Genomic DNA, 22216 nt, shown 5'->3' with positions numbered 1-22216 from the left:
CTGACGCCGGGTTCGGGGCAAGATGGCTAGTGCGAGAAGGGGAAGAGCTTCCAGCTGGCCCGCATCAGCCGCCAGCGATGGACAAGCCCTTCCGGCTCGAGCACGAGGAACAGGATGATCGCCGCACCCACCGACATCTGCTTGATGTAGGCGGTGCCCTGGGCGATGGCGGGAAACACGTCGGCGAGGCCGTTGGCGAAGATCTCCATCACCTGCGGCAGGAGCAGAATGAAGGCCGCGCCGAGCAGCGATCCCGAGACCGAGCCGAGGCCGCCGATGATGATCATCGCCAGGAACTCGATCGACAGGAGAATGGTGAAGCCCTCGCCGGAGACGAAGCCGAGATAATGGCCGTAGAGGGCGCCGCCGATGCCGGCGAAGAAGCTGGAGATGCCGAAGGACATGATCCGGTAGCGGGTCAGGTTGATGCCCATGATCTCGGCCGAGAGATAATGGTCGCGCACCGCCACCAGCGCCCGGCCGTCCCGGGTGCGGGCGAGGTTGGCCACCGCCAGGAAGCAGATCACCACCCAGAACAGGACGAGGTAGAAATAGCGCTCGTCGGTGTTCAGCGGAAAGCCGAACAGGGTCGCGGTCTCGGCCAGCGAGCCGTAGGGGCCGCCCGTGAACCATGCCGCCCGGCCGAAGAAATCCTCCAGGATGAACTGCGAGGCGAGAGTGGCGATGGCCAGATAGAGGCCCTTCAGCCGCGCCGCCGGGATGCCGAAGATCATGCCGACCGCCGTCGTCATCAGGCCGGCGAGCGGGATGGCGATGAGCACGGGGATGCCCTTGGACGCGATCCAGGCCGAGGCGAAGGCGCCGAAGCCGAAGAACGCGCCATGACCGAGCGAGATCTGCCCGGTCATGCCGGTGAGGACGTTGAGGCCCAAAGCGGCGATCCCGTAGATGCCGATCAGGATCATCTGCGACAGGACATAGCCGCCGAAGACCAGCGGCATCAGCGCCACCAGCACGACCAGCGTGACCACCGCCCATTGCTCGAAATGGGTGCGGAACAGCGACTGGTCTGCCTTGTAGCTGGTCCGGAAGTCGCCCGCCGGGCGCGGATTGGGAACGTGGGCCATCAGATGCGCTCGATGTCGGGCGTGCCGAACAGCCCGTAGGGACGGATCATCAGGATCACGATCAGGACGTAGAAGGGCGCGACCTGGTACATGTTGCCGACCTGCAGATACTGGCCGTCGACGAATTCGGCGAGGTTCTCCAGAAGCCCGATGGTCAGGCCGCCGACGATCGCCCCGACGATGGAGTCGAGGCCGCCGACGATGACCGCCGGAAACACCTTGATGCCGATGATCGCCAGCGAGTTGGACACGGCGCTGACGAGGCCGATGACCACGCCGGCGATCCCCGACACCACCGCCGAGATCGCCCAGGCCATGGCGAAGACGCGCCCGACATTGACGCCGAGCGACTGGGCGACCTGCTGGTTGTAGGCGGTGGCGCGCATGGCGAGGCCCCAGCGCGAATAGCGGAAGAACCAGAAGAACATCACCATGACGATGAGCGACAGGACGAGGCTCATCAGATAGGCGGTCTCGACGTTGAGGCCGCCGATGGAGACGGTGCTCCGGTCGAAGACCTGCGGGAAGCGCACCGCGTTGTTGCCGAAGATCCAGTTCATCAGCGCCCGCATGAAGATCGACAGGCCGATCGTCGCCATGATGACCGAGATCACAGGCTCGCCGACGAGCGGGCGCAGCAGCAGCACCTGCACCAGAATGCCGAACAGCGTCATGAAGACGAGGGAGAAGACGAAGGCCAGCCAGAAGGGCAGGCCGAGGGAGACCACGAGGGCAAGGCACACCCAGGCGCCGAGGACGACGAATTCGCCCTGCGCGAAATTCACCACCTGGGTCGATTTGTAGATCAGCACGAAGCACATCGCGACGATGCCGTAGAGCATGCCGACAATGACGCCGTTGATGACGAGCTGGAGAAGGAGTTCGGTGTTCATTCGGCTGCCTCCTGCCTGTGGCCCGCATCCGGTACCAGGGTCTCGATCGGCAGCGTGGTGACGATCCGCTGCTTCGAGCCGTCCTGAAAGTGGATCACCGTGTCGACGTCGACGTGGTCGGCGCCGGAGTAGAGGCGGGCGATGATGTCCTCGTATTTCTCGGCAATCACGCTGCGCCGGACCTTCTTGGTGCGGGTCAGCTCGCCGTCGTCGGCGTCGAGCTCCTTGTAGAGAAGCAGGAACCTCGCGATCCGCTGCTGGGCGGGCAGCGTCGCATTGACCCGCTCCACCTCGGCGCGCAGGAGGTCGTAGACCTCGCGCCGGGCGGCGAGGTCTGAATAGGTGGTGAAGGAGATCCGCCGCTCCTCCGCCCATTTCGAGATGATCGGGAAGCGGATGCAGATCATCGCGGTCAGATAGTCCCGCCGGTTGCCGAGGATCACCGCTTCGGCGACATAGGTCGAGAATTTCAGCTTGTTCTCGATGAATTGCGGCGAGAAGCGCACGCCCTTCGCCGTCGTTGCCAGATCCTTGATCCGGTCGATGACGACGAGGTGGCGCTTCTCGGTCAGGTAGCCGGCGTCGCCGGTCTGGAACCAGCCCTCGGCATCGAGGCTGGCCGCGGAATCGGCCTCGTTGCGGTAGTAGCCGCTCATCATGTTGGGATGCTTGACCAGCACCTCGCCGAGCCCCTCGGGATCGGGGTCGCGGATCTTCAGCGCGCAGCCGGGCATCGGATAGCCCACCGTCTCGTTGTCGACCTCGCCATCCTTGTGGATGGTATGGGCGCCCATCGCCTCGGTCTGGCCGTAGAGCTGCTTGAGCGGCACGCCCATGGCCTGGAAGAAGCGGAAGGTGTCGGGCCCCATGGCGGCGCCGCCGGTGGCCGCGGATTTCAGATTGGTGAAGCCGAGCCGGTCGCGCAGGTGCCGGAACAGGAGAAGGTCCGCAGCGCCCGAATGGCCGCCATGCTCGACCGCGGCCATGCCCTTGGCGACGCCCCAGTCGTAGATCGCGCGCTTCCAGCGCTTGCTGTCCATGATCCGGGCGCGGATGTCGGCGGCGACCGTTTCCCAGACGCGCGGCGAGAACAGGACGAAGGTCGGCCCGATCTCGCGCAGGTCGGCCATGGTGGTCTGCTCTTCCTCGGGGAAGTTCACCTTCATCCGGGCAAGGAAGTTCCAGGCGACGGAATACATCTGCTCCATCACCCAGGAGAGCGGCAGGACTGCTACATATTCGTCGTCGGGTCCGCGCGGGTCGGCCCGCAGATAGCTCGCCGCATGGCCGATGAAGGCGGTACCGGTCCACATGGCCAGCTTGGGATGGGCCGTGGTGCCGGAGGTGGTGCACAGGATCGCGACGTCTTCGCCGCGCGTCGCGCCGACCATGTCGCGCCACAGATTGGGGGAGAGGTCGAGCGCGTCCTTGCCGGCCGCTTCCAGCGTCTCGATCGGGATCAGCCGCGGATCGTTGTATTTCCGCATGCCGCGCGGGTCGGTGTAGACGATGGCGACGACGCTCGGGATGGCGTCGCCGAGGGCGAGCAGCTTGTCGACCTGCTCCTCGTCTTCGGCCACGACGATCTTCGGCTGGGCGTAGTCGAAGAGGTAGCGGATCTCTTCTTCCAGCGCGTCGCGATAGATGCCGAGGCTCATCGCCCGGCAGGCATGGGCGGCGACCTCGCCCCAGACCCATTCCGGCCGGTTGTCGCCGATCAGCGCGACGATGTCGCCGGGACCGAGGCCGAGGCCGGCGAAGCCGACGGCCATGCGCGCGACATGCGTCTCGACGCTCTCCCAGTCATAGGGCACCCAGATGCCGAATTCCTTCTCGCGCTGGGCGATGGCCTTGGGGTGCAGGAGGGCGTTGTGGGCGAGAAGCTTCGGCAGGGTGTCGAGACCGGCGGCCTGTTTCACCTCCGGCGTGTCGTCCGGCCAGGGCAGCTCCGATCCGCTGACGGCGAGGGGGGCGGTCATGCCGGTTCTCCCGTCTCGGCGGCCAGCGCGTCCAGCGTCTCGTCGTCCTCGCCGAGATAGGCGCGCTTGACGTGCTCGTCGGCCAGCACCGCGTCGGGCGTGCCGGCGGAGATCACCTTGCCGAAATCGAGCACGATCACCCGGTCCGACAGGTCCATGACGACACCCATGTCATGCTCGATCATCACGATGGTCATGCCGAATTCCTGGTTCAGCGCGACGACGTAGCGGGCGATGTCTTCCTTCTCTTCCAGATTCATGCCGGCCATCGGCTCGTCGAGCAGGATCAGCTCCGGCTCGATCGCCATGGCGCGGGCCAGCTCGACCCGCTTGCGCAACCCGTAGGAGAGGGTGCCAGCCGGCTCGCCGCGCACATGCTGGATCTCGAGGAAGTCGATGATCTCCTCGACCCGCCGCCGCTCGGCCAGTTCCTCGGTGCGGGCACCGCCGACCCAGTAGGCCATGCCGGTGAAAAGGTTGTTCTTCAGACGGTGGTGGCGGCCGACGAGGATGTTGTCGAGGACGCTCATATGTCCGAACAGCGCGAGGTTCTGGAAGGTGCGACCGATGCCGAGGCGGGCGCGATCGTTGATCGAGCGCTTCAGCAGCGAGCCGCCCTTGTAGAGGACGTCGCCCTCGGTCGGCTTGTAGCGGCCGGAAATGCAGTTGAGCATCGAGGTCTTGCCGGCGCCGTTCGGCCCGATGATCGAGAACAGCTCGCCGGCCTCGACGTGAAAGCTGACATTGCTCAGGGCGCGCACGCCGCCGAAGCGCAGCGAGACATCACGGACCTCCAGGAGGCGTTCGCCTGACGTCACAATTCATCCTCCCGTCGGCCTCTGCCCGCCGACCTGTCCGCGGGGCACCGGCTGCTGTGCCGTGCGGCCCACGTTTCGATGCCCGCTCCCGAGGGCACTGTGTCACGCTGGCAGGCAATTGTTGCGAGAGTTTTTCCAGAAGCGATGCAATGGCGGTTGCGCCTTGCTAGGCTGCCGCGTGGCCGGACAGGGAGGCATCGGCGGCGTTGGGAGAGAGACAGACGGGCGCGGGCGTCGCGGCATCCGAGCGGGGGCAGGCGGGAACACTCGCCATGCTGATGGCCGGGCTCGACCGGCTCGATCAGGGAATCACCCTGTTCGGGCCGGATCTGAAGCTGGTCTTCGCCAACAGCCGGCTGGTGGAACTGGTCGGCCTGCCGCAGGCGCTGGCCGAGCCGGGCACGCATTTCGAGACGATCGTCCGGCACAATGCGGCCCATGGCGAATACGGCCATGGCGACATCGAGGCGATGGTCGCCGACCGGGTCGCGGCGGCCCGGCGCTTCGAGCCGCACACGCTGGAGCGCACCCGGCCCAACGGCGTCGTCATCCGGGTCAGCGGCTGGCCGCTGCCCGAGGGAGGCTTTGCCACCGTCTATACCGACATCACCGACCAGCGCCGGCGCGAATTGCGGCTGGAGCAGCGGCTCCTGCGTCAGACCGAGGATCTCCGGCGCAGCGAGGAGCGGCTGCGGCTGATCGCCAACGAGGTGCCGGCCGGCATCGCCTATCTCGACCGGGACGAGGTGTTCCGTTTCGTCAATCGCCGCTTCGCCCGGGCCTACGGCCTGTCACCGGACGCGATCCCCGGCCTGCGCCATGACGAGGTGCTGAGCGCCGCCACCATGGCCCGCGTGCGGCCGTTCTTCGCCCGCGCCAAGACCGGCGAGGCGCTCGACTTCGACCAGGAGATCGCCTTTCCGGACGGGCGGGTTCTCGACACGCGGACCTTTCTCCGGCCCGACCGCGACCCCGACGGCACGCCGCGCGGCTTCTACGTGCTGACGGTGAACGTCACCAAGGAAAAGGAGGCCGCGGCAGCACTCCTGCAGGCCCAGAAGATGGAAACGCTCGGCCAGCTTTCGTCCGGCATCGCCCATGACTTCAACAATCTCCTGACTATCATTCTCGGCAATCTGACGCCGCTCGTGGCCAGGATCGACGATCCGGTTCTGAAGGCGGAGATGCTGGAGCCGGCCATCCGCGCCACGCGGCGCGGCGCCGACCTGATGCGGCGGCTTCTGGCGGTCGCGCGTCGCCAGCCGCTGGAGCCCGCCGTGGTCGATATCGGCGAGACGATCCGCACGATCGTCGAACTGGTGCGCCCGTCGCTGCATGACGGCACCTGCATCGTGGTGGAGACCGACGGCACGCCTTACGCCTTCGTCGATCCCGCCCAGCTCGAAGCCAGCCTGATCAATCTCGTGGTCAACGCCGCCGATGCCTGCCTGACCGGCGGCCGTATCCGGGTGGCGGCGGAAAACGACGCGGCGAGCGGCGCGGTCGTGATCGTCGTTGCCGACGACGGCAAGGGCATGGACGAGGCCACGCGGCGGAAGATCTTCGAACCCTTCTTCTCCACCAAGACCGGCACCGAACGCTCCGGTCTCGGCCTGACCATGGTGCAGGGCTTCGTCACCGCCTCGCACGGCACGGTGGCGCTCGACACGGCGCCCGGTGAGGGCACGACTTTCACCCTGCGCCTGCCCGCCGCAGAGGTGCCGGCAGAAGACAGGACAGCAGCCGGAAGCGATGCGGCCCTGGACTGCTCCGACGGGCTGAAGGACCGCTTCGTGCTGCTGGTCGACGACGACGAGGAGGTCCGCACCGTGCTGCGCCGCGATCTCCTCGGCTGCGGGGCCCGGCTGATCGAGGCGAGCGGCGGGGCCGAGGCGTTGCAGCTTCTCGAAGCGGTGGATGGCATCGATTTCGTCCTCAGCGACATCACCATGCCGGGCGGCATGTCGGGCATCGACCTCGCTGCCGAGATCGAGCGCCGCCATCCGGGCAAGCGGATCGTCCTGATGACCGGCTTCGGCCAGGACGGCATAAGGGCCGATCTCTCGCCGCGGGTGCGCGTCCTGCAGAAACCGTTCGAGCGGCGGGCCATCGTCTCCGCTTTCACGGCGGGAGCCTGACCATGCCGGAGCCGAGCCGTGCCCGGAGGGTGCCGACGGATGCATGAGCGCATCTTCATCCTCGAGGACGACCGCGATCTCGCGGCCGTCTTCGCCCGCGAGCTGACCGAGCAGGGCTTCGTGGTCGCGACCTTCCAGCGGATCGCCGAGTTCCGCCGCCAGCTCGGCGCCGCGCCGCCGGATCTGTGCATCGTCGATCTCGGCCTGCCCGACGGCGACGGGCTGGCGCTCCTGAAGGACGAACTCGGCCGCCACGGCCTGCCGATCGTCATCGTCAGCGGCCGCGGCGCGCTGGACGACCGGTTGCAGGGGCTGGAAAGCGGCGCCGACGACTACCTGACCAAGCCGGTCGAGCCCTTGGAACTGGCCGCCCGTATCCGCAGCGTCCTGCGGCGCACGTCGCGCAACCGCGAGGGCCACCCGACGCAGCGCGCCGGCGCGACGGCGCGCACCGACATTGCCGAATTCGCCGGCTGGCGGGCCGATTTCGGCTCGCTGACCCTGCGTGCGCCCGGCGGCGCCGAACAGCCGCTGTCACGCTCCGACGCCGAACTCCTGCGCGCCTTCCTGGAAGCGCAGGGCAGGGTGCTCAGCCGCGACTTCCTGCTGGAGCTGTTCTCGGCCAGCGGCGAGGAGGCCTTTGATCGCAGCGTCGACGTGCGCGTCTCGCGGCTTCGCAAGAAGCTGGACGAGGACCCGAAGAAGCCCGTCCATGTGCGCACCGTCTATGGCGCCGGCTATGTCTTCGCGACGCGGGTCGACTGGGTCGGCTGACTGCGCGGCTGTTCGCGCGCCGTCAGTCGGTGACGCCGAGCACGGCGATGCAGTCGCCCGCCTTGACGAGGCCGGGGAAGTGCCTCGCCGCGAGGATGCCGTCCATCTTGGCGGTGTATTCGTAGGGCGCGACGCCGGTGCGGTCGATCGGCCAGGCTCGTCCGATCGGCTGGCCCTTGCGGACCGAGTCCCCAAGATCGACCAGCGGCTCCATCATCCCGTCGATCTCCGAGAAGGTGAAGCAGTCGTCCGACGGCATGTCGAGCCAGCGGGTCTGCCGTTCCTCGACCGCGCCCGACAGGATGCCGGCATGGCGCAGGAGATTGGCCGCGCCGCGCTTGGCAATGCCGGCGCTCTGGGCCGTCGCCGTGCCGCCGCCGCCGAGTTCGGTCGTCACGAACACCTTGCCGAGCTGTTCCACCGTGGTGTCGAACATGCCCACCGCGTCGATCTCGCGCATCTTCACCGACCAGGGGGCGCCGAAGGCGGCCACGGCCGCGATGCACTCCTCTTCCTGCCGGCTGTCGTCCAGCGCATGGGCGGCGGCGAAGGGCAGGAAGTCCAGCGTCTTGCCGCCGGAATGGAAGTCGAGCACGACATGCGCCATCGGCAGCAAATAGCGGGTTACGTAGTCGGCGATCTTCTGGCTCGGCGTGCCGACCGGGGAGCCGGGAAACAGCCGGTTCAGATTGCCCTTGTCGATCGGCGAGGTCCGCGTGCCGGCGCGAAAGGCCGGATAGTTCATCGCTGGCAGGATGATGACCCGGCCGGTGATCTCCTCCAGGGTCAGCCGCCGGGCGAGGTCGAACAGCGCGATCGGCCCCTCATATTCGTCGCCATGATTGCCGCCGGTCAGGAGCGCCGTCGGACCGTCGCCGTTCCTGGCGACGGTGATCGGGATCAGCACCGAGCCCCAGGCCGAATCGTCGCGGCTGTAGGGCATCCGCAGGAAGCCGTGCTGGATGCCCTCGGCCTGAAAGTCGACCGTCTCCACCAGCGGCGAGGGCGCCAGATTGTCCTGCCGCATGGCTCAGTCCTTCACGAAGAGCTGGCGCGGCACGTCGGCCAGAAGCTCGTAGCCGGTCTCGGTGATGGCAATCGACTCGGTGATCTCGATGCCCATGTCCTCCTGCCAGATGCCGGTCATGAAGTGGAAGGTCATGCCGGGCTTCAGCTCGGTGCGGTCGCCGGGACGCAGGCTCATGGTCCGCTCGCCCCAGTCCGGCGGATAGGACAGGCCGATCGGATAGCCGGCGCGGTTGTCCTTGATGATGCCGTAGGTCTTGAGTACCGCGAAGAAGGCATTGGCCAGATCCTCGCAGGTGTTGCCGGGCTTGGCCGCCTCGAGGCCCGCCTCCATGCCCTCCAGCGTCGCCTTCTCGGCGTCGAGGAAGCTCTGGGGCGGCTTGCCGAGGAAGATCGTCCGCGACAGCGGGCAGTGATAGCGGTTGTAGCAGCCGGCGACCTCGAAGAAGGTGCCTTCGCCGCGCTCCATCGGCAAATTGTCCCAGGTCAGGTGCGGCGCCGAGGCGTCGAGCCCCGACGGCAGCAGCGGCACGATGGCCGGGTAGTCGCCGCCATAGCCGTCGACGCCGCGCGTGCCGACGTCCCAGATCTCGGCGACGAGATCGCATTTGCGGATGCCCGGCTCGGCCTTCTCCAGGATGCGCTTGTGCATCGCGCCGACGATGCGCCCGGCGATGCGCATATATTCCAGTTCCTGCGTGCTCTTGACCGCGCGCTGCCAGTTGACGAGGCCGGTCGCGTCGACGAAGCGCGCCTCGGTCAGATAGGTCTGCATCGACAGGAAGGCGGCGGCGGAGAACCAGTAATTGTCCATCTCGACGCCGATGGAGAGGTTCGCCCAGCCGCGATCCTTGATCACCGTGGCGAGGTAGTCCATCGGATGGCGTTCCGACGACTGCACGTAGTGGTCGGCATAGCCGACGATGTTGTCATTGCCGATATAGGCGGTGCGGCGCGCACCGTTGGCGTCCTGCGACCGGCCGAACCAGACCGGGTCGCCCTCCGGCGGCACCAGCACGCCCTGGTGGACGTAGAAGGACCAGCCGTCATAGCCGGTCAGCCACGCCATGTTCGACGGGTCCGACACGAACAGGAGTTCGATGTCCTTCTCGGCCATCGCCGCCCGGGTCTTTTCCAGCCGCTCGGCATATTCCGGTCGGGTAAACTTGAATCGCGGCTCACGCATGGGTGCACCTGTGGTCGGAGGGGTCAGCTGGTAAAGGATGTGCCGGCAGAGGCCGCGACCGCCCGGTCGTTGGCCAGGGTGGCGATCGCGGTGTCCTGGACGCCGGTGCCGGTCAGATCGCAGATCGTCAGGGCCTCAGGCGAGGGACGACCCGCATTGCGGCCGGCGACGATGGCGCCGAGTTCAGCGGAAGGCGCGTCCGCAGAGACCGCGCCGGCGGCGATCGCATGGTGCAGTTCGCCGAGCCGCCGGGTCTGCGACAGGCTGTCGGCGACATAGAGGTCGGCGCGCGCGATGGCGGCCGGATCGAGCTCGTTCTTGTGCTCGGCATCGGAGCCCATGGCGGTCACGTGCTGGCCGGGCGCCAGCCAGCCCGCCATCAGGATCGGCGTTTCCGACGGGGTCGTCGTCACCACGATGTCGGCGCCCGCAACGGCCCGCTCGCCGTCGGCGACGGCGGTGACCGCGATCCCCAGCTCCGCCGAAAGCTCGGCCGCCGCTCTGTCCGCCTTGCCGGCGTCGCGGGCCCAGATCCGCGCTTCGGTGATCGGCCGCACAAGGGTCAGCGCCTTCAGTTGCAGCCGCGCCTGGACGCCGGCTCCGAAGATTGCGGCGATGCTGGAATCCGGCCGGCTGAGATGCCGGGCGGCGACCGCGCCGGCCGCGGCCGTGCGCACGTCGGTCAGATAGCCGTTGTCCAGTAGCAGCGCCTCGACCAGCCCGGTGGTGGAGGACAGCAGCACCATCATGCCGTTGACGCTCGGCAGGCCCAGCTTCGGATTGTCGAAGAAGCCCGGGCTGATCTTGATGGCAAAGCCGGACAGGCCCGGCACATAGGCGGTCTTCACGTCGACCTCGCCGCGATGCTCGGGAATGTCGAGCCGCAGGATCGGCGGCATCGCCACGGCCTTGGTCGCCAGCGCCTCGAAGGCGCCCTCGACGGCGGCGATGGCCTCGAGATCGAGCGGCACCAGCCCGCGCAGATCGGTTTCGGTGAGGATGCGCATCTGCGGCATCAGGCAGCCTCCTCCAGCGTGTTCGCCCCATTGAGGATGGCGCGATGCAGCTGCATGTCGATGTTGCGGCCCGACAGAAGCGCCAGCGTCGGCCCGTTCGGCCGCACCTTGCCGGCCAGAAGCGCCGCGATGCCGACGGCGGCGCCGCCTTCGACGATCTCGCGCTCCTCGGTATAGGCGTGGCGGATGCCGGCAGCGATTTCCGCCTCGTCGAGCAGCACCACCTCGTCGACGAGGCTGCGCACGGCCTCGAAGGTCCAGGCGTTGCCGAGACCGATCCCGCCGCCGAGGGAATCGGCGAAGGTCGGCAATTCCTCTACCTCGACCGGATGGCCGGCGGCGAGGCTCGCCTGCATGGCGGCGCCGCGGCGCATGGAGATGGCGATCACCCGCACATCCGGGCGCAGGCCCTTCACCGCCGCGGCGATGCCGGCGACGAGACCGCCGCCCGACAGTGGCACCAGCACCGTCTCGACGTCCGGCAGGTCGGCGACGATCTCCAGGCCGATCGTGCCCTGGCCTGCCACGATGGCCGGATGATCGAAGGGTGGCACATTGGTCATGCCTTCCTCGGCGACCAGCCGGTCGACCTCGATCTGGGCCTCGTCCTGCGACCGGCCGACGATCCGGATCTCGGCGCCCAGCGCGGCGATGGCATCGAGTTTGTTGCGCGGTACCAGCGCCGACATGCAGACGATGCAGCGCACGCCCTCGGCGGCCGCCGCATGGGCCAGCGCCCGACCATGATTGCCGGTCGAGGCAGCGGTCACGCCCTTCGCGCGCTGCTCTGGCGTCAATTGGAGCAGGGCGTTGGTCGCGCCGCGCAGCTTGAAGGCGCCGGTGATCTGCCGGTGCTCGTGCTTCAGATGGACCGGCACGCCGACCCGGACGGACAGGCTCGGCGAGAGATCGACCGGCGTGCGCCGGACGCGGCCTTCGATCCGGCGGGCGGCAGCTTCGATGTCGGTGAGCGTCACGATCCCCATAACGTCACGCGGCGGCGGGCAGGGACCGCGCCATCAGGCGGCCGGCGTCCGGTCGTGCGGCGAGGGCGCCGCAATGGCCGAGCGTCGCCCAGACCGTCGCCAGATTGCTGGTGACGACCGGCCGGCCGATGCGCGCCTCGATCTCCGGCACCGCGGCGGCCGAGCGCAGGGCCGTGCAGGAGATGAACAGGGCCTCGGCGGACGGAGCGGTCGCGGCGACGGCCGCCTCGACCAGGCTCGCCCGCGACATCCGGGCCATGTCGCCGTCGTCCTCCATCTCGAGGCAGGTGAAGTTTTCCAGCGTGAAGCCGGCATCGACGAAATAATTCGCCATCAGTTCGCCGACCGGCACGACGTAGGGCGTCAGGACGCTGATCTTCTGGGCGTCGAGGGCGCGCAGGGCCATGGCGGCGGCGGCCGGCGGGGTGACGACGGCGGCTTCGGGCTTGGAGGCGTGGATGGCCGCGGCGATTTCGTCGTCGCCGATCAGCACGGTTCCGGAGGTGCAGGAGAAGCAGATCACGTCGAAGGCCTCGCCGGGCAAAAGCAGCCCAGCCGCGGCGGCGAGGCGCGGCTTCATCGCCCGAAGGTTCTCCGTCGTGGTGGGATTGGCGAACTCGATGCGGGTGCCGAAGACATGGATCGTGTCGGAGGCGACCATGCGCGTGAAATCGGCCTCGGTGGACTGGTCGGTCGCCAGAAGAATCAGGCCGACCCGGCGCTCGCAAGCCCGCTCGTCGAGAGCGAGAGGCAGATCCGAGGTGGTGATCGGGACGCTCATGGCAGAAACTTTCAACAGGGAAAACAGAGTTTTGTCGCCATGGCCTGATGCTCTCTGCGAACCCGTCGCCGCCGGTGCATGCGCAAGGTGTCGAGGGTGGAAGCCGGACCGGGCGACACGGAGCCGAAAAGGCGCATTTCCCTTCGCCCCGGTCAACCCGCGAACCGCTTGTTCCCCGACGTTACAGCGCTCAAATGATCACGCCTTGGGCATGCCCGGCAATTAGGCGAACCATCCTTTTTCGCTGGCGCCAGAAGTGTATTCTGCTGCCGGCCCGAACGCATTCGGGCGAACGCTCGCTCGACACGGCGCGATAATATTCGGAAGCTGATCTTCGGCGATCCAGAGGATGCGAACGTTGACTGACGGTCGTCGATGTGCAGGCTTGGGCTCCCTTCAAGCAGGAGCCCGGTGCTTCACGACGGTTCGTGCAATCGAACCCTGTGCTGAGCAGGCGAAATATCCGAGATCGACTGATCTCGCCGGCGATGATCCTGAATTCCATTGCCGATCGTGCGCCGTCGGCGGATTTTTCGCGGGCTACGCTTTTCCTGCTGATTTCGAATGCTATGGTTTGTTGACCTCCTGTCGTCGAACCGAGAAACGGAGATCGTTGAATGACCAATCCGATGAAGACGCGCCGCCGCAATCTGGTGGCCAAGACCCTGGCAGCCACGACCGCGCTGACCCTTCTGGCCGGCCCGGCCTTCGCCGCCGAGTGGAAATACGCCATTGAGGAAGCGCTGGAAGAGGTTCAGGGCGTCTACGCCACGAAGTTCAAGGAGCATATCGAGGCGAATTCGGACCACACCGTCGCCATCTTCCCGTTCGGCACGCTCGGCGAGTCCGCCGACACCACCGAGCTGGCCCAGATGGGCGCCATCCAGTTCGTCGATGCCTCGCCGGGCTTCACCGGCAGCCTGATCCCCGAACTTCAGGTCTTCCTGATGCCCTACGTGCTGCCGGAAGACCCGGCCGTGCTAGCGGATTTCTACAAGACGTCGCCGACGATCAACGAGGATCTGGCCGAGCTCTATGAAGCCCAGAGCCTGCACCTGATCGACATGTTCCCGGAAGGCGAGGTCGTGATGACGACCAAGGAGCCGGTGACGTCGCCGGCCGATCTGGAGGGCGTGAAGTTCCGCGTGATGACCACGCCGCTGCTCGTCGAGACCTACAACGCCTTCGGCGCGACGGCGACGCCGCTGCCCTGGGGCGAGACCTTCTCGGGTCTGCAGCTCAACATGATCCAGGGCCAGGAGAACCCGATGTTCTTCGTGGAATCCACGAAGATGTACGAGGTGACCGACCACATCACCTTCACCGGCCACAACACCTTCACCACCGCCGTGGCGGCCAACAAGAGCTTCTATGACGGCCTTTCCGACGAGGACAAGGCGCTCGTCACGGAAGCGGCCGATGCCGCCTATGACTACATCATCGACTATCAGAAGGGTCTCGAGGACGAGGCGCTCGCCAAGATCCAGGAAGCCAAGCCGAGCATGACGGTGACGCGCCTTACCGACGAGCAGCGCGAGCCGTTCCGCAAGGCGGCCGAGCAGGTCCGCGAGAAGTTCGTCGAGATGACGGGCGACAGCGGCAAGGCCGTGCTCGACGGCTTCGAGGCCGACATCAAGGCCTCGCAGGAGCGGGTCGGCAGCGGCGGCTGATCCGACAGGAATCCGGCCGGCGGTTCGTTCCGCCGGTCGCCGAAAGCTGCTGCCGCGCTATCATCATGCGCGGCAGCATATGTGTGGCGCCATAGGATGGAACGCCGATGAACCGACCCGACCCGTCGACCGACCCGGACGCCCCCGCCGAAAGTCTGGGTGGCCCGAGGCCCTCCGAGGATTCCTCGACGAAAAAGACGGACGCGCCCGAAAGCGGCTTTTCCGGCGTTCTCAAGCCCTTCCAGATTCTCGACCGGTCGATTGCGGTGCTGGAATCCGTCATCCTGACGGCCGGTATCCTGATGATGGCGGTCAATTCGGTCGCCAATGTCATCGGCCGGTTCGCCTTCGGGCGCAGCCTCTATTTCTCGCAGGAACTCAACCAGTTCCTGGTCATCCTGGTGACCTTCGCCGGCATCGGTTTCGCCGCGCGCCATGGCCGCCATATCCGCATGTCGGCGATCTATGACGAGCTGCCCGATCCGGCGCGCCGCGCCCTGATGATCGTGATCGCGCTGGTCACCGCGGCGACCATGTTCGTCCTCGCCTGGTTCTCCTGGTTCTACGTCGTCAGCGTCTTCGACACCGGCCGGATTTCGCCGGTGCTGCGCCTGCCGATCTACCTGACCCTCGTCTGGCTGCCGGTTGGCTTCGTCATCACCGGCATCCAGTACGTGCTGACGGCCCTCGCCAATCTGACCCGGCCGGAAATCTACCTGTCCGTCTCCGTGGTCGATTCCTACGAAGACACCGAAACCCAGATCTGACGCCGCCACCGCCGTCCACCTGCTTAAACATCCGCCGCCGCGCGCTCTGACCAGAGGAAATCCATGGCAACTGCGATGCTCTCGACCATGGTGGTTCTCCTGCTCCTGGGGTTCCCGATGATGGTGCCGCTGCTCATGGCGACACTGGTGGGGTTCTTCTTCTTCCTGCCCATCGGGCCGGAGATCATGGTCCAGCAGATGATCGCCGGCATCCGGCCGGCCGCGCTGGTGGCCGTGCCGATGTTCATCCTGGCCGCGGACATCATCACCAAGGGCCATTCGGCCGACCGGCTGATCGACATGGTGATGCGCTTCGTCGGCCATATGCGCGGTGGTCTGGGCGTCGCGACGGCGATGAGCTGCACCCTGTTCGGTGCCGTCTCCGGCTCGACCCAGGCGACCGTGGTCGCCGTCGGCGGTCCGTTGCGGCCGCGCATGCTGAAGGCCGGCTACAGCGACAGCTTCACTTTGGCGCTGATCATCAATTCCTCCGACATCGCCATGCTGATCCCGCCGTCGATCGCGATGATCATCTACGGTGTCGTGTCCGGCACCTCGATTTCGGAACTGTTCATCGCCGGTGTCGGCCCGGGACTTCTGATCCTGTTCCTGTTCTCGATCTACGCCGTGATCTATGCGCGGATGCACAATCTGGAGACCGAGCCGAAATCGACCTGGCGCGAGCGCGGCCAGGCGATGGTGGCGGCAATCTGGCCGCTCGGCTTCCCGCTGATCGTCGTCGGCGGCATCTATGGCGGCATCTTCAGCCCAACCGAGGCGGCCTCCGTCTGCGTCGGCTATGCGCTGCTTCTGGAGATGGTCATCTTCCGCTCGCTGAAGCTGAGCGACATCTTCGACATCGCCAAGTCGACCGGCCTGATCACCGCGGTGGTGTTCATCCTGGTCGCGGCCGGCGCGGCGTTCTCCTGGGTCATCTCGTTCCAGCAGATCCCGCAGATGCTCCTCGGGGCGATCGGTCTGACCGAGGCCGGGCCGGTGGGCGTTCTGATCGCGATCTCGATCGCCTTCTTCGTCGGCTGCATGTTCGTCGACCCGATCGTGGTCATTCTGGTGCTGGTGCCGATCTTCTCGCCGCTCGTCTCCGGTCTCGGGCTTGACCCGGTGCTGGTCGGCGTGATCATCACGCTGCAGGTTGCGATCGGGTCGGCCACGCCGCCCTTCGGCTGCGATATCTTCACGGCGATCGCGATCTTCAAACGTCCCTATATCGAGGTGATCCGCGGTACGCCGCCGTTCATCTTCATCCTGCTCCTGGTCAGTGCGTTGCTCATCGCATGGCCGCCGCTGGCGCTGTTCCTTCGCGATCTGGCCTTCCGCTAGGCCGCGAAGGGCCGGGGCCTGTCGACACGATCCGAACCGCTCCTGGAGGCGATGCATGTACAAGACGGTCCTCGTGCCCGTGGATGGCTCCCCCATGGCCACGCGCGCCCTCGACGTGGCATCCGAGATGTGCCGGCTCTTTGGCGCGCGCCTGATCACCTTGTGCGTCTATCGGCATCACTCGCCGCTGGAAGCCTCGCTCTCCATGGTCCGGGTCAAGCAGCCGGCCGAGCGACCGGACGATTCCCTCAAGACCTACGCCAGCGAGATCGCCGCAGCCGCCAAGGCCCGGGCCCTCGATTCCGGCGTCGAGGAGGTCACCGCCTATGCCAAGCGCGGCCAGCCCTCGCGCGCCATCGTCGCCTTCGCCAAGCAGCATGACTGCGACCTGATCGTGCTCGGCGCCCGCGGCAATGGCGACATCGAGGGCTTCCTCCTCGGTTCGGTGTCCCACAAGGTGGCCTCCCTCGCGCCCCAGCATTGCCTGATCGTGCGCTGACACCCGTCACTCGGCGGTGGACGCCGGCCAAACCGGCAGTCTATTGAAGGGGATCGACCTCTTCGGACCAGGACTCGCCATGCCACCGGGCCGCATCAAGCTGGACGACCGCGATATCAAGATCCTGACCATCCTCCAGTCGGAGGGGCGGATCCCGAAGGCGACGCTGGCGGAGCGCGTGAACCTGTCGCCGACGCCCTGCTGGGAGCGGCTGAACCGGCTGGAAGAAGCCGGCATCATCGAGGGCTACGGCGCGATGATCGCCGAGAGCACCTACGGGCCGCTCACCGTCCTCTTCGTGATGATGGAGATCGAGAGCCACCGCACGGAGGATTTCGCGGCCTTCGAGGCGGCGATCCGCGACGTGCCGGAGATCGTCGAGTGCTTCTCGGTGTCCGGCGGCTTCGACTATCTCTGCAAGTTCGTCACCCGCGATCTCGCCAGCTACCAGGCAATCATCGACCGGCTTCTGTCGAACGGCTCCGGGGTCAAGCGCTACTTCAGCTATCCGGTGATGACGTCGATCAAGAAGGCGCCGATCCCCATCCAGATGATCGCCGACACGGCGCGCTGAGGCGCGGGCGACGAGCCATCGCCGCAGCGGCCCTTCGGCAGGAGAGAATTCGCTTCCCGGGCCGATCTATGGCCGACGTCTCGCCTGCGAACGCGATAGCGTTCTCCTGACGGAACAGGAGAGCGCCATGTCTGCAGCGATACGCCATCTCGACACCCTTCACCCTCTGGCCGCGCTGGACGACGCGACGCTGTTCATCCAGGCGGCTTTTCTGGGGGGCCGCTGGATCACCAGCGAGACGACCGTTGCCGTCACCGATCCGGCCACCGGCGAGACGCTCGGGTTCATTCCCGCTCTGACCGCCGACGACACGGGCCGGGCGATCGACGCGGCCGAAGCCGCGCTGCCGGCCTGGCGCGCCCTGCTGCCGCAGGAGCGGGCGCGGATCCTCAAGCGCTGGCATGACCTGATCCTGGCGTCGCGCGAGGATCTGGCGCTCCTGATGACGCTCGAGCAGGGCAAGCCCCTGGCCGAATCCCGCGGCGAGATCGACTATGCCGCCTCCTTCGTCGACTATTATGCCGAGGAGGCGCGTCGCATAGCGGTTGAGGGGCTGACCAGCCATCTGCCGAACGCCCAGATGTCCCTCTCCCGCGTGCCGCTGGGCGTCGTCGGTCTGGTGACGCCGTGGAACTTCCCGGCCGCCATGCTGACCCGCAAGGCCGCCGCGGCGCTCGCCGCCGGCTGCACGACGGTGGCCCATCCCTCCTCGGAAACCCCGTTCTCGGCCCTGGCGCTGGCGGCGCTGGCCGAACGCGCCGGCATGCCGGCCGGGGTCTTCAACGTTGTCACCGGCAATGCCGCGACGATCGTCGGCCGCCTCTGCGAGGACAGCCGCGTGCGGGCCATGAGCTTCACCGGCTCGACCGAGATCGGCCGGATCATCGCGGCGCAGGCCGCGCCGACGGTCAAGCGGCTGATCATGGAGCTCGGCGGCCACGCGCCGCTGATGATCTTCGCCGACAGCGATCTCGGCCGGGCCGTCGACATCGCCATGGACGCCAAGTTCGCCACCTCCGGGCAGGACTGCCTGGCGGCCAACCGCATCTATGTCGAGCGGTCGATCTACGAGCCGTTCCTGGCCGCCTTCAAGGCGCGGATCGAGGCGCTGGCGGTCGGGCCGGGCCTCGATGCCAGCACGGAGATCGGCCCGTTGATGCACACGCGCGCCATCGCCAAGGTCGAGACGCAGGTGCACGACGCCGTCGGCCGCGGTGCCCGCTGCCTCGCCGGCGGTGGCCGCGATGCCGCCGGGCCGCTGTTCTACCGGCCGACGCTGCTGGCCGATGTGCCGGAGGACGCGTTGATAATGCATGAGGAGACCTTCGGCCCGGTGGCCGCGGTCGCGGCCTTCGATGCGGAGGACGAGGTTCTGGCCCGCGCCAACGACACCGAATACGGCCTCGTCGCCTATCTGGTGACCCGCGACGCCGCGCGGATCGCCCGCATGACCGCGGCGCTCGAATACGGGATGGTCGCCGTCAACCGGGTCAAGATCACCGGCGCGCCGATCCCCTTCGGCGGCGTCAAGCAGTCGGGCATGGGCCGGGAAGGGGCCCGCCACGGCCTCGAAGCCTTCACCGACCTCAAATATGTCTGTCAGGACATCGGCTGACCGCCGCTTTCGACAGATCCGCATTCAGTCAGGACGCATACAGTCAGGAAAGGAGCAGACGATGCTCGACCGGAACAACGAACTCGCCGCCTTCGACCGCGATCATTTCTTCCACCCGTCGACCCATATGGGCAGCCATGCCCGCGGCGAGACGCCGACCCGGGTGATCGCCGGCGGCAAGGGCGCGACCATCGTCGACACCAACGGCCGCGAAAGCCTCGATGCCTTTGCCGGCCTCTATTGCGTCAATGTCGGCTACGGCCAGACCGAGATCGCCGACGCGATCGCCGCCCAGGCGCACAAGCTGCCCTATTACCACGCCTATGTCGGCCACGGCTCCGAGGCGTCGATCCAGCTCGCCAAGATGATCATCGACCGGGCGCCGGACCACATGAGCCGGGTCTATTTCGGCCTGTCGGGATCGGACGCCAACGAGACCAACATCAAGCTGATCTGGTACTACAACAACATCCTCGGCCGCCCCGAGAAGAAGAAGATCATCTCGCGCTGGCGCGGCTATCACGGCTCGGGCGTGATGACCGGCTCGCTCACCGGCCTGAAGTTGTTCCACAACGCCTTCGACCTGCCGCGCGCGCCGATCTTGCACACCGAGGCGCCGTATTATTTCCGCCGCGAAGACCGCTCGATGAGCGAGGAGCAGTTCTCGCAGCATTGCGCCGACAAGCTGGAGGAGATGATCCTCGCGGAGGGACCGGACACGGTCGCCGCCTTCATCGGCGAGCCGATCCTGGGCACCGGCGGCATTGTCCCGCCGCCGGCCGGTTACTGGGAGAAGATCCAGGCGGTGCTGGCGAAATACGACATCCTGCTGGTCGCCGACGAGGTGGTCACCGGCTTCGGGCGCCTCGGCACGATGTTCGGCTCCGAGCATTACGGCATCAAGCCGGACATCATCACCATCGCCAAGGGACTGACCTCGGCCTATGCGCCGCTGTCGGGCAGCATCATTTCCGACAAGGTCTGGGAGGTTCTCGTCCGGGGCTCCGACGAGATGGGCCCGATCGGCCATGGCTGGACCTATTCGGCGCATCCGCTGTGTGCTGCGGCCGGCGTCGCCAATCTCGAACTGATCGACAAGCTGGACCTCGTCGAGAATGCCGGCACCGTGGGGGCGCATTTCCGCAAGGGGCTCGCCGACGCGCTGGCAGGCCATGCCCATGTCGGCGAGGTGCGCGGCGACGGCCTGATGGCCGCGGTGGAGTTCGTCGAGGACAAGGACGACCGCAAGTTCTTCGATCCGTCGCTGAAGGTCGGGCCGCAGATCGCGGCGGCACTGCTGGAGCGCGGTGTCATCGGCCGGGCCATGCCGGAAGGCGACATTCTCGGTTTTGCGCCGCCCTTCGTCCTGACCCGTGAAGAGGCCGATATGGTGGTGGAGCGCACCGCCGATGCCGTGGAGGCGGTGACAGCCAAACTCGGCTGATCGCCACCGGCGCCTATCGCGCCCAAACCGAAAGCGCCCGGCGTTGCCGCCGGGCGCTTTCTCGTTGTCTGCTTTGAAACGACAGGTCAGACGGCCAGATATTGCAGCCGCATTTCCTTGTCGTCGATGATCTGCTGGGCGGTGCCGTCGAAGACGATCTCGCCCATTTCCAGGATGATCGCGCGGTCGGCCAGATGCAGCGCGGCGATGGCGTTCTGCTCGACCAGGATCGTGGTGATGCCGATCTGCTTGATCTCTTCCAGAATGCGCTCGATTTCCTGCACGATGACCGGCGCCAGCCCCTCATAGGGCTCGTCCAGCAGCAGCAGCTTCACGTCCCGGGCCAGTGCCCGGGCGACGGCCAGCATCTGCTGCTCGCCGCCGGACATGGTGATGCCTTCCTGGGTGCGGCGCTCGGCCAGCCGGGGGAAGTGCTCGTAGATCCGCTCCAGCGACCAGCCGATGGGCGGCTCGATCTGCGCGAGCTTGAGGTTCTCCTCCACCGTCAGGCCGGCGATGATCCGCCGGTCCTCGGGCACGAGTTGCACACCGAGCCGGGCCGCCTCGTAGCCCTGCATGGTGTGCAGCGGCTGGCCGTCGAGCCAGATCTCGCCGTGCTTCAGCTCCGGCGAGCCCGCCCGCGCGATGGTGCGCAGCGTGGAGGTCTTGCCCGCGCCGTTGCGGCCGAGCAGGGCGACGATTTCACCCTCCCGCACCTCGAAGGAAACGCCCTGCACGATGTAGCTCTCGCCGTAATAGGCATGCAGGTCGCGCGCGGCGAAGAAGGGCTGGCCCTCGGACCGGACGGACTCGGCCCGGGCGCTGCGACCATGCGGCCGGACGGCGTCGATCGTGTCGCTCATAGATGGGCTCCCCCCAGATAGGCTTCCTGCACGCGCGGATCGGCCTTGATCGCCTCGGGCGTGCCTTCGGCGATCACCGTGCCCTGCGCCATCACGCTGACGGTCGAGGCCAGCGAGAACACGACATGCATGTCGTGCTCGATGATCACCTTGGTGATGCCGCGCTTGGCGATCGCCTTGAGTAGATCGACCGTGTTGTTGGTGTCGGCCCGCGACATGCCAGCGGTCGGCTCGTCGAGCAGCAGCAGCTTCGGCCGCTGGACGAGGCACATCGCCAGCTCCAGCCGCCGCTTGTCGCCACGGGACATGGAATCGACCCGCTGGTGGCGCTGGGCGGCCAGGTTGAGGTCCTCGAGGATCTCCTCGGCCTCTTCCAGCACGACACGCCGGTCGTTGGCGCGTCCCCAGAGGTTGATCTTGAAGGCACCGTCCTTGCGGGCGAAGGCCGGGATCATGACGTTTTCCATGACCGTCAGCTCGGCGAAGGTCTCCGGCGTCTGGAACACCCGCGCGATGCCGGCCTGGTTGATCTCGTACGGATTGTGCCCGAGCAGCGGTGCGCCGTTGAACTCGACGGTGCCCTCGTCCGGCACGATCCGCCCGACCAGCGTGTTGAGCAGGGTCGACTTGCCGGCGCCGTTCGGCCCGATGATCGCGTGGACCGTGCCTTCCTTGACCCTGAGATTGACGTCGTCGAGGGCTTTCAGGCCGCCGAAGCGCTTGCTGACGCCGTTGATGGTGAGAATATCCATGCCGGC

Annotated in this window: 20 protein-coding genes; 9 read left to right on the top strand and 11 right to left on the bottom strand. The window is 66.9% G+C overall.

Annotation, left to right across the window (positions count from 1 at the left end; translation table 11 throughout):
• Nucleotides 1-26: 26 nt before the first annotated feature.
• Genes ACEQX1_RS00650 through ACEQX1_RS00635 form a run of 4 tightly spaced genes read right to left on the bottom strand, consistent with a single transcriptional unit; the run spans nucleotide 27 to nucleotide 4778 of the window.
• Nucleotides 27-1088 carry a branched-chain amino acid ABC transporter permease gene (locus ACEQX1_RS00650; protein ID WP_024351096.1) on the bottom strand — a complete coding sequence of 354 codons (1062 nt, stop codon included), beginning with the start codon at nucleotides 1086-1088 and terminating at the stop codon, nucleotides 27-29.
• Entirely contained in the window at nucleotides 1088-1981 is an 894-nt protein-coding gene (locus tag ACEQX1_RS00645; protein ID WP_228240866.1) for a branched-chain amino acid ABC transporter permease, read from the bottom strand. Before ACEQX1_RS00645 ends, ACEQX1_RS00650 begins: the two co-directional genes overlap by 1 nt.
• The gene (locus ACEQX1_RS00640; protein ID WP_370192840.1) at nucleotides 1978-3960 is read right to left on the bottom strand and encodes an AMP-binding protein; all 1983 of its coding nucleotides are present in this window, start codon (nucleotides 3958-3960) and stop codon (nucleotides 1978-1980) included. Before ACEQX1_RS00640 ends, ACEQX1_RS00645 begins: the two co-directional genes overlap by 4 nt.
• Nucleotides 3957-4778 (bottom strand): ABC transporter ATP-binding protein, encoded by an 822-nt coding sequence (locus ACEQX1_RS00635; protein WP_024351099.1) that lies wholly within the window; start codon nucleotides 4776-4778, stop codon nucleotides 3957-3959. The genes ACEQX1_RS00640 and ACEQX1_RS00635 overlap by 4 nt, the downstream gene beginning before the upstream one ends.
• A gap of 206 nt (nucleotides 4779-4984) precedes the next feature.
• Between ACEQX1_RS00635 and ACEQX1_RS00630 the strand changes: the two genes are divergently transcribed.
• Nucleotides 4985-6916 (top strand): PAS-domain containing protein, encoded by a 1932-nt coding sequence (locus ACEQX1_RS00630; RefSeq protein ID WP_370192837.1) that lies wholly within the window; start codon nucleotides 4985-4987, stop codon nucleotides 6914-6916.
• 39 nt (nucleotides 6917-6955) lie between these two features.
• A complete protein-coding gene (locus ACEQX1_RS00625; protein WP_370192835.1) occupies nucleotides 6956-7690 on the top strand; it encodes a response regulator transcription factor in 735 nt (244 codons plus the stop codon).
• Nucleotides 7691-7712: 22 nt separating this feature from the next.
• Here the strand turns inward: ACEQX1_RS00625 and doeB are convergent, their stop codons facing one another.
• The 5 genes from doeB to ACEQX1_RS00600 are packed head-to-tail and all read right to left on the bottom strand — an operon-like array spanning nucleotide 7713 to nucleotide 12685.
• On the bottom strand, nucleotides 7713-8717 hold the full coding sequence (gene doeB, locus ACEQX1_RS00620) for a N(2)-acetyl-L-2,4-diaminobutanoate deacetylase DoeB (RefSeq protein WP_370192834.1): 1005 nt from the start codon (nucleotides 8715-8717) through the stop codon (nucleotides 7713-7715).
• A 3-nt stretch (nucleotides 8718-8720) separates the two neighbouring features.
• The gene (gene doeA / locus ACEQX1_RS00615; RefSeq protein ID WP_188077137.1) at nucleotides 8721-9902 is read right to left on the bottom strand and encodes an ectoine hydrolase DoeA; all 1182 of its coding nucleotides are present in this window, start codon (nucleotides 9900-9902) and stop codon (nucleotides 8721-8723) included.
• Nucleotides 9903-9925: 23 nt separating this feature from the next.
• On the bottom strand, nucleotides 9926-10918 hold the full coding sequence (gene eutC, locus ACEQX1_RS00610; protein ID WP_370192833.1) for an ectoine utilization protein EutC: 993 nt from the start codon (nucleotides 10916-10918) through the stop codon (nucleotides 9926-9928).
• Nucleotides 10918-11904: a hydroxyectoine utilization dehydratase EutB gene (gene eutB, locus ACEQX1_RS00605; RefSeq protein ID WP_370192832.1), complete on the bottom strand. Its 987-nt coding sequence runs from the start codon at nucleotides 11902-11904 to the stop codon at nucleotides 10918-10920. The genes eutC and eutB overlap by 1 nt, the downstream gene beginning before the upstream one ends.
• A gap of 4 nt (nucleotides 11905-11908) precedes the next feature.
• Nucleotides 11909-12685: an ectoine utilization protein EutA gene (locus ACEQX1_RS00600; RefSeq protein WP_370192831.1), complete on the bottom strand. Its 777-nt coding sequence runs from the start codon at nucleotides 12683-12685 to the stop codon at nucleotides 11909-11911.
• Between the two features lie 617 nt (nucleotides 12686-13302).
• Between ACEQX1_RS00600 and dctP the strand changes: the two genes are divergently transcribed.
• From dctP to ACEQX1_RS00565, 7 genes are all read left to right on the top strand, one after another.
• Nucleotides 13303-14355: a TRAP transporter substrate-binding protein DctP gene (dctP, locus tag ACEQX1_RS00595; protein WP_230785113.1), complete on the top strand. Its 1053-nt coding sequence runs from the start codon at nucleotides 13303-13305 to the stop codon at nucleotides 14353-14355.
• Nucleotides 14356-14462: 107 nt separating this feature from the next.
• Nucleotides 14463-15122: a TRAP transporter small permease gene (locus ACEQX1_RS00590; protein WP_370192830.1), complete on the top strand. Its 660-nt coding sequence runs from the start codon at nucleotides 14463-14465 to the stop codon at nucleotides 15120-15122.
• Between the two features lie 63 nt (nucleotides 15123-15185).
• A complete protein-coding gene (locus tag ACEQX1_RS00585; protein ID WP_024351109.1) occupies nucleotides 15186-16463 on the top strand; it encodes a TRAP transporter large permease in 1278 nt (425 codons plus the stop codon).
• A gap of 55 nt (nucleotides 16464-16518) precedes the next feature.
• A complete protein-coding gene (locus tag ACEQX1_RS00580) occupies nucleotides 16519-16962 on the top strand; it encodes a universal stress protein (protein WP_187391732.1) in 444 nt (147 codons plus the stop codon).
• A 79-nt stretch (nucleotides 16963-17041) separates the two neighbouring features.
• The gene (locus ACEQX1_RS00575) at nucleotides 17042-17536 is read left to right on the top strand and encodes an Lrp/AsnC family transcriptional regulator (protein ID WP_228240844.1); all 495 of its coding nucleotides are present in this window, start codon (nucleotides 17042-17044) and stop codon (nucleotides 17534-17536) included.
• 127 nt (nucleotides 17537-17663) lie between these two features.
• Nucleotides 17664-19151, top strand: a complete 1488-nt coding sequence (locus ACEQX1_RS00570; protein ID WP_370196408.1) for an NAD-dependent succinate-semialdehyde dehydrogenase — start codon at nucleotides 17664-17666, stop codon at nucleotides 19149-19151.
• Nucleotides 19152-19212: 61 nt separating this feature from the next.
• Nucleotides 19213-20595: an aspartate aminotransferase family protein gene (locus ACEQX1_RS00565; RefSeq protein WP_370196407.1), complete on the top strand. Its 1383-nt coding sequence runs from the start codon at nucleotides 19213-19215 to the stop codon at nucleotides 20593-20595.
• Between the two features lie 86 nt (nucleotides 20596-20681).
• On the opposite strand, the gene ACEQX1_RS00560 is transcribed toward ACEQX1_RS00565, so the two are convergent.
• Nucleotides 20682-21458: an ABC transporter ATP-binding protein gene (locus ACEQX1_RS00560; protein WP_024351114.1), complete on the bottom strand. Its 777-nt coding sequence runs from the start codon at nucleotides 21456-21458 to the stop codon at nucleotides 20682-20684.
• On the bottom strand, nucleotides 21455-22210 hold the full coding sequence (locus tag ACEQX1_RS00555; RefSeq protein ID WP_024351115.1) for an ABC transporter ATP-binding protein: 756 nt from the start codon (nucleotides 22208-22210) through the stop codon (nucleotides 21455-21457). The genes ACEQX1_RS00560 and ACEQX1_RS00555 overlap by 4 nt, the downstream gene beginning before the upstream one ends.
• Between the last annotated feature and the right edge of the window lie 6 nt (nucleotides 22211-22216).

The sequence above is a fragment of the Aurantimonas sp. genome, from assembly GCF_964217435.1.
GTDB classification, from domain to species: domain Bacteria; phylum Pseudomonadota; class Alphaproteobacteria; order Rhizobiales; family Rhizobiaceae; genus Aurantimonas; species Aurantimonas coralicida.
This window is presented reverse-complemented; position numbering and strand designations above follow the sequence as displayed.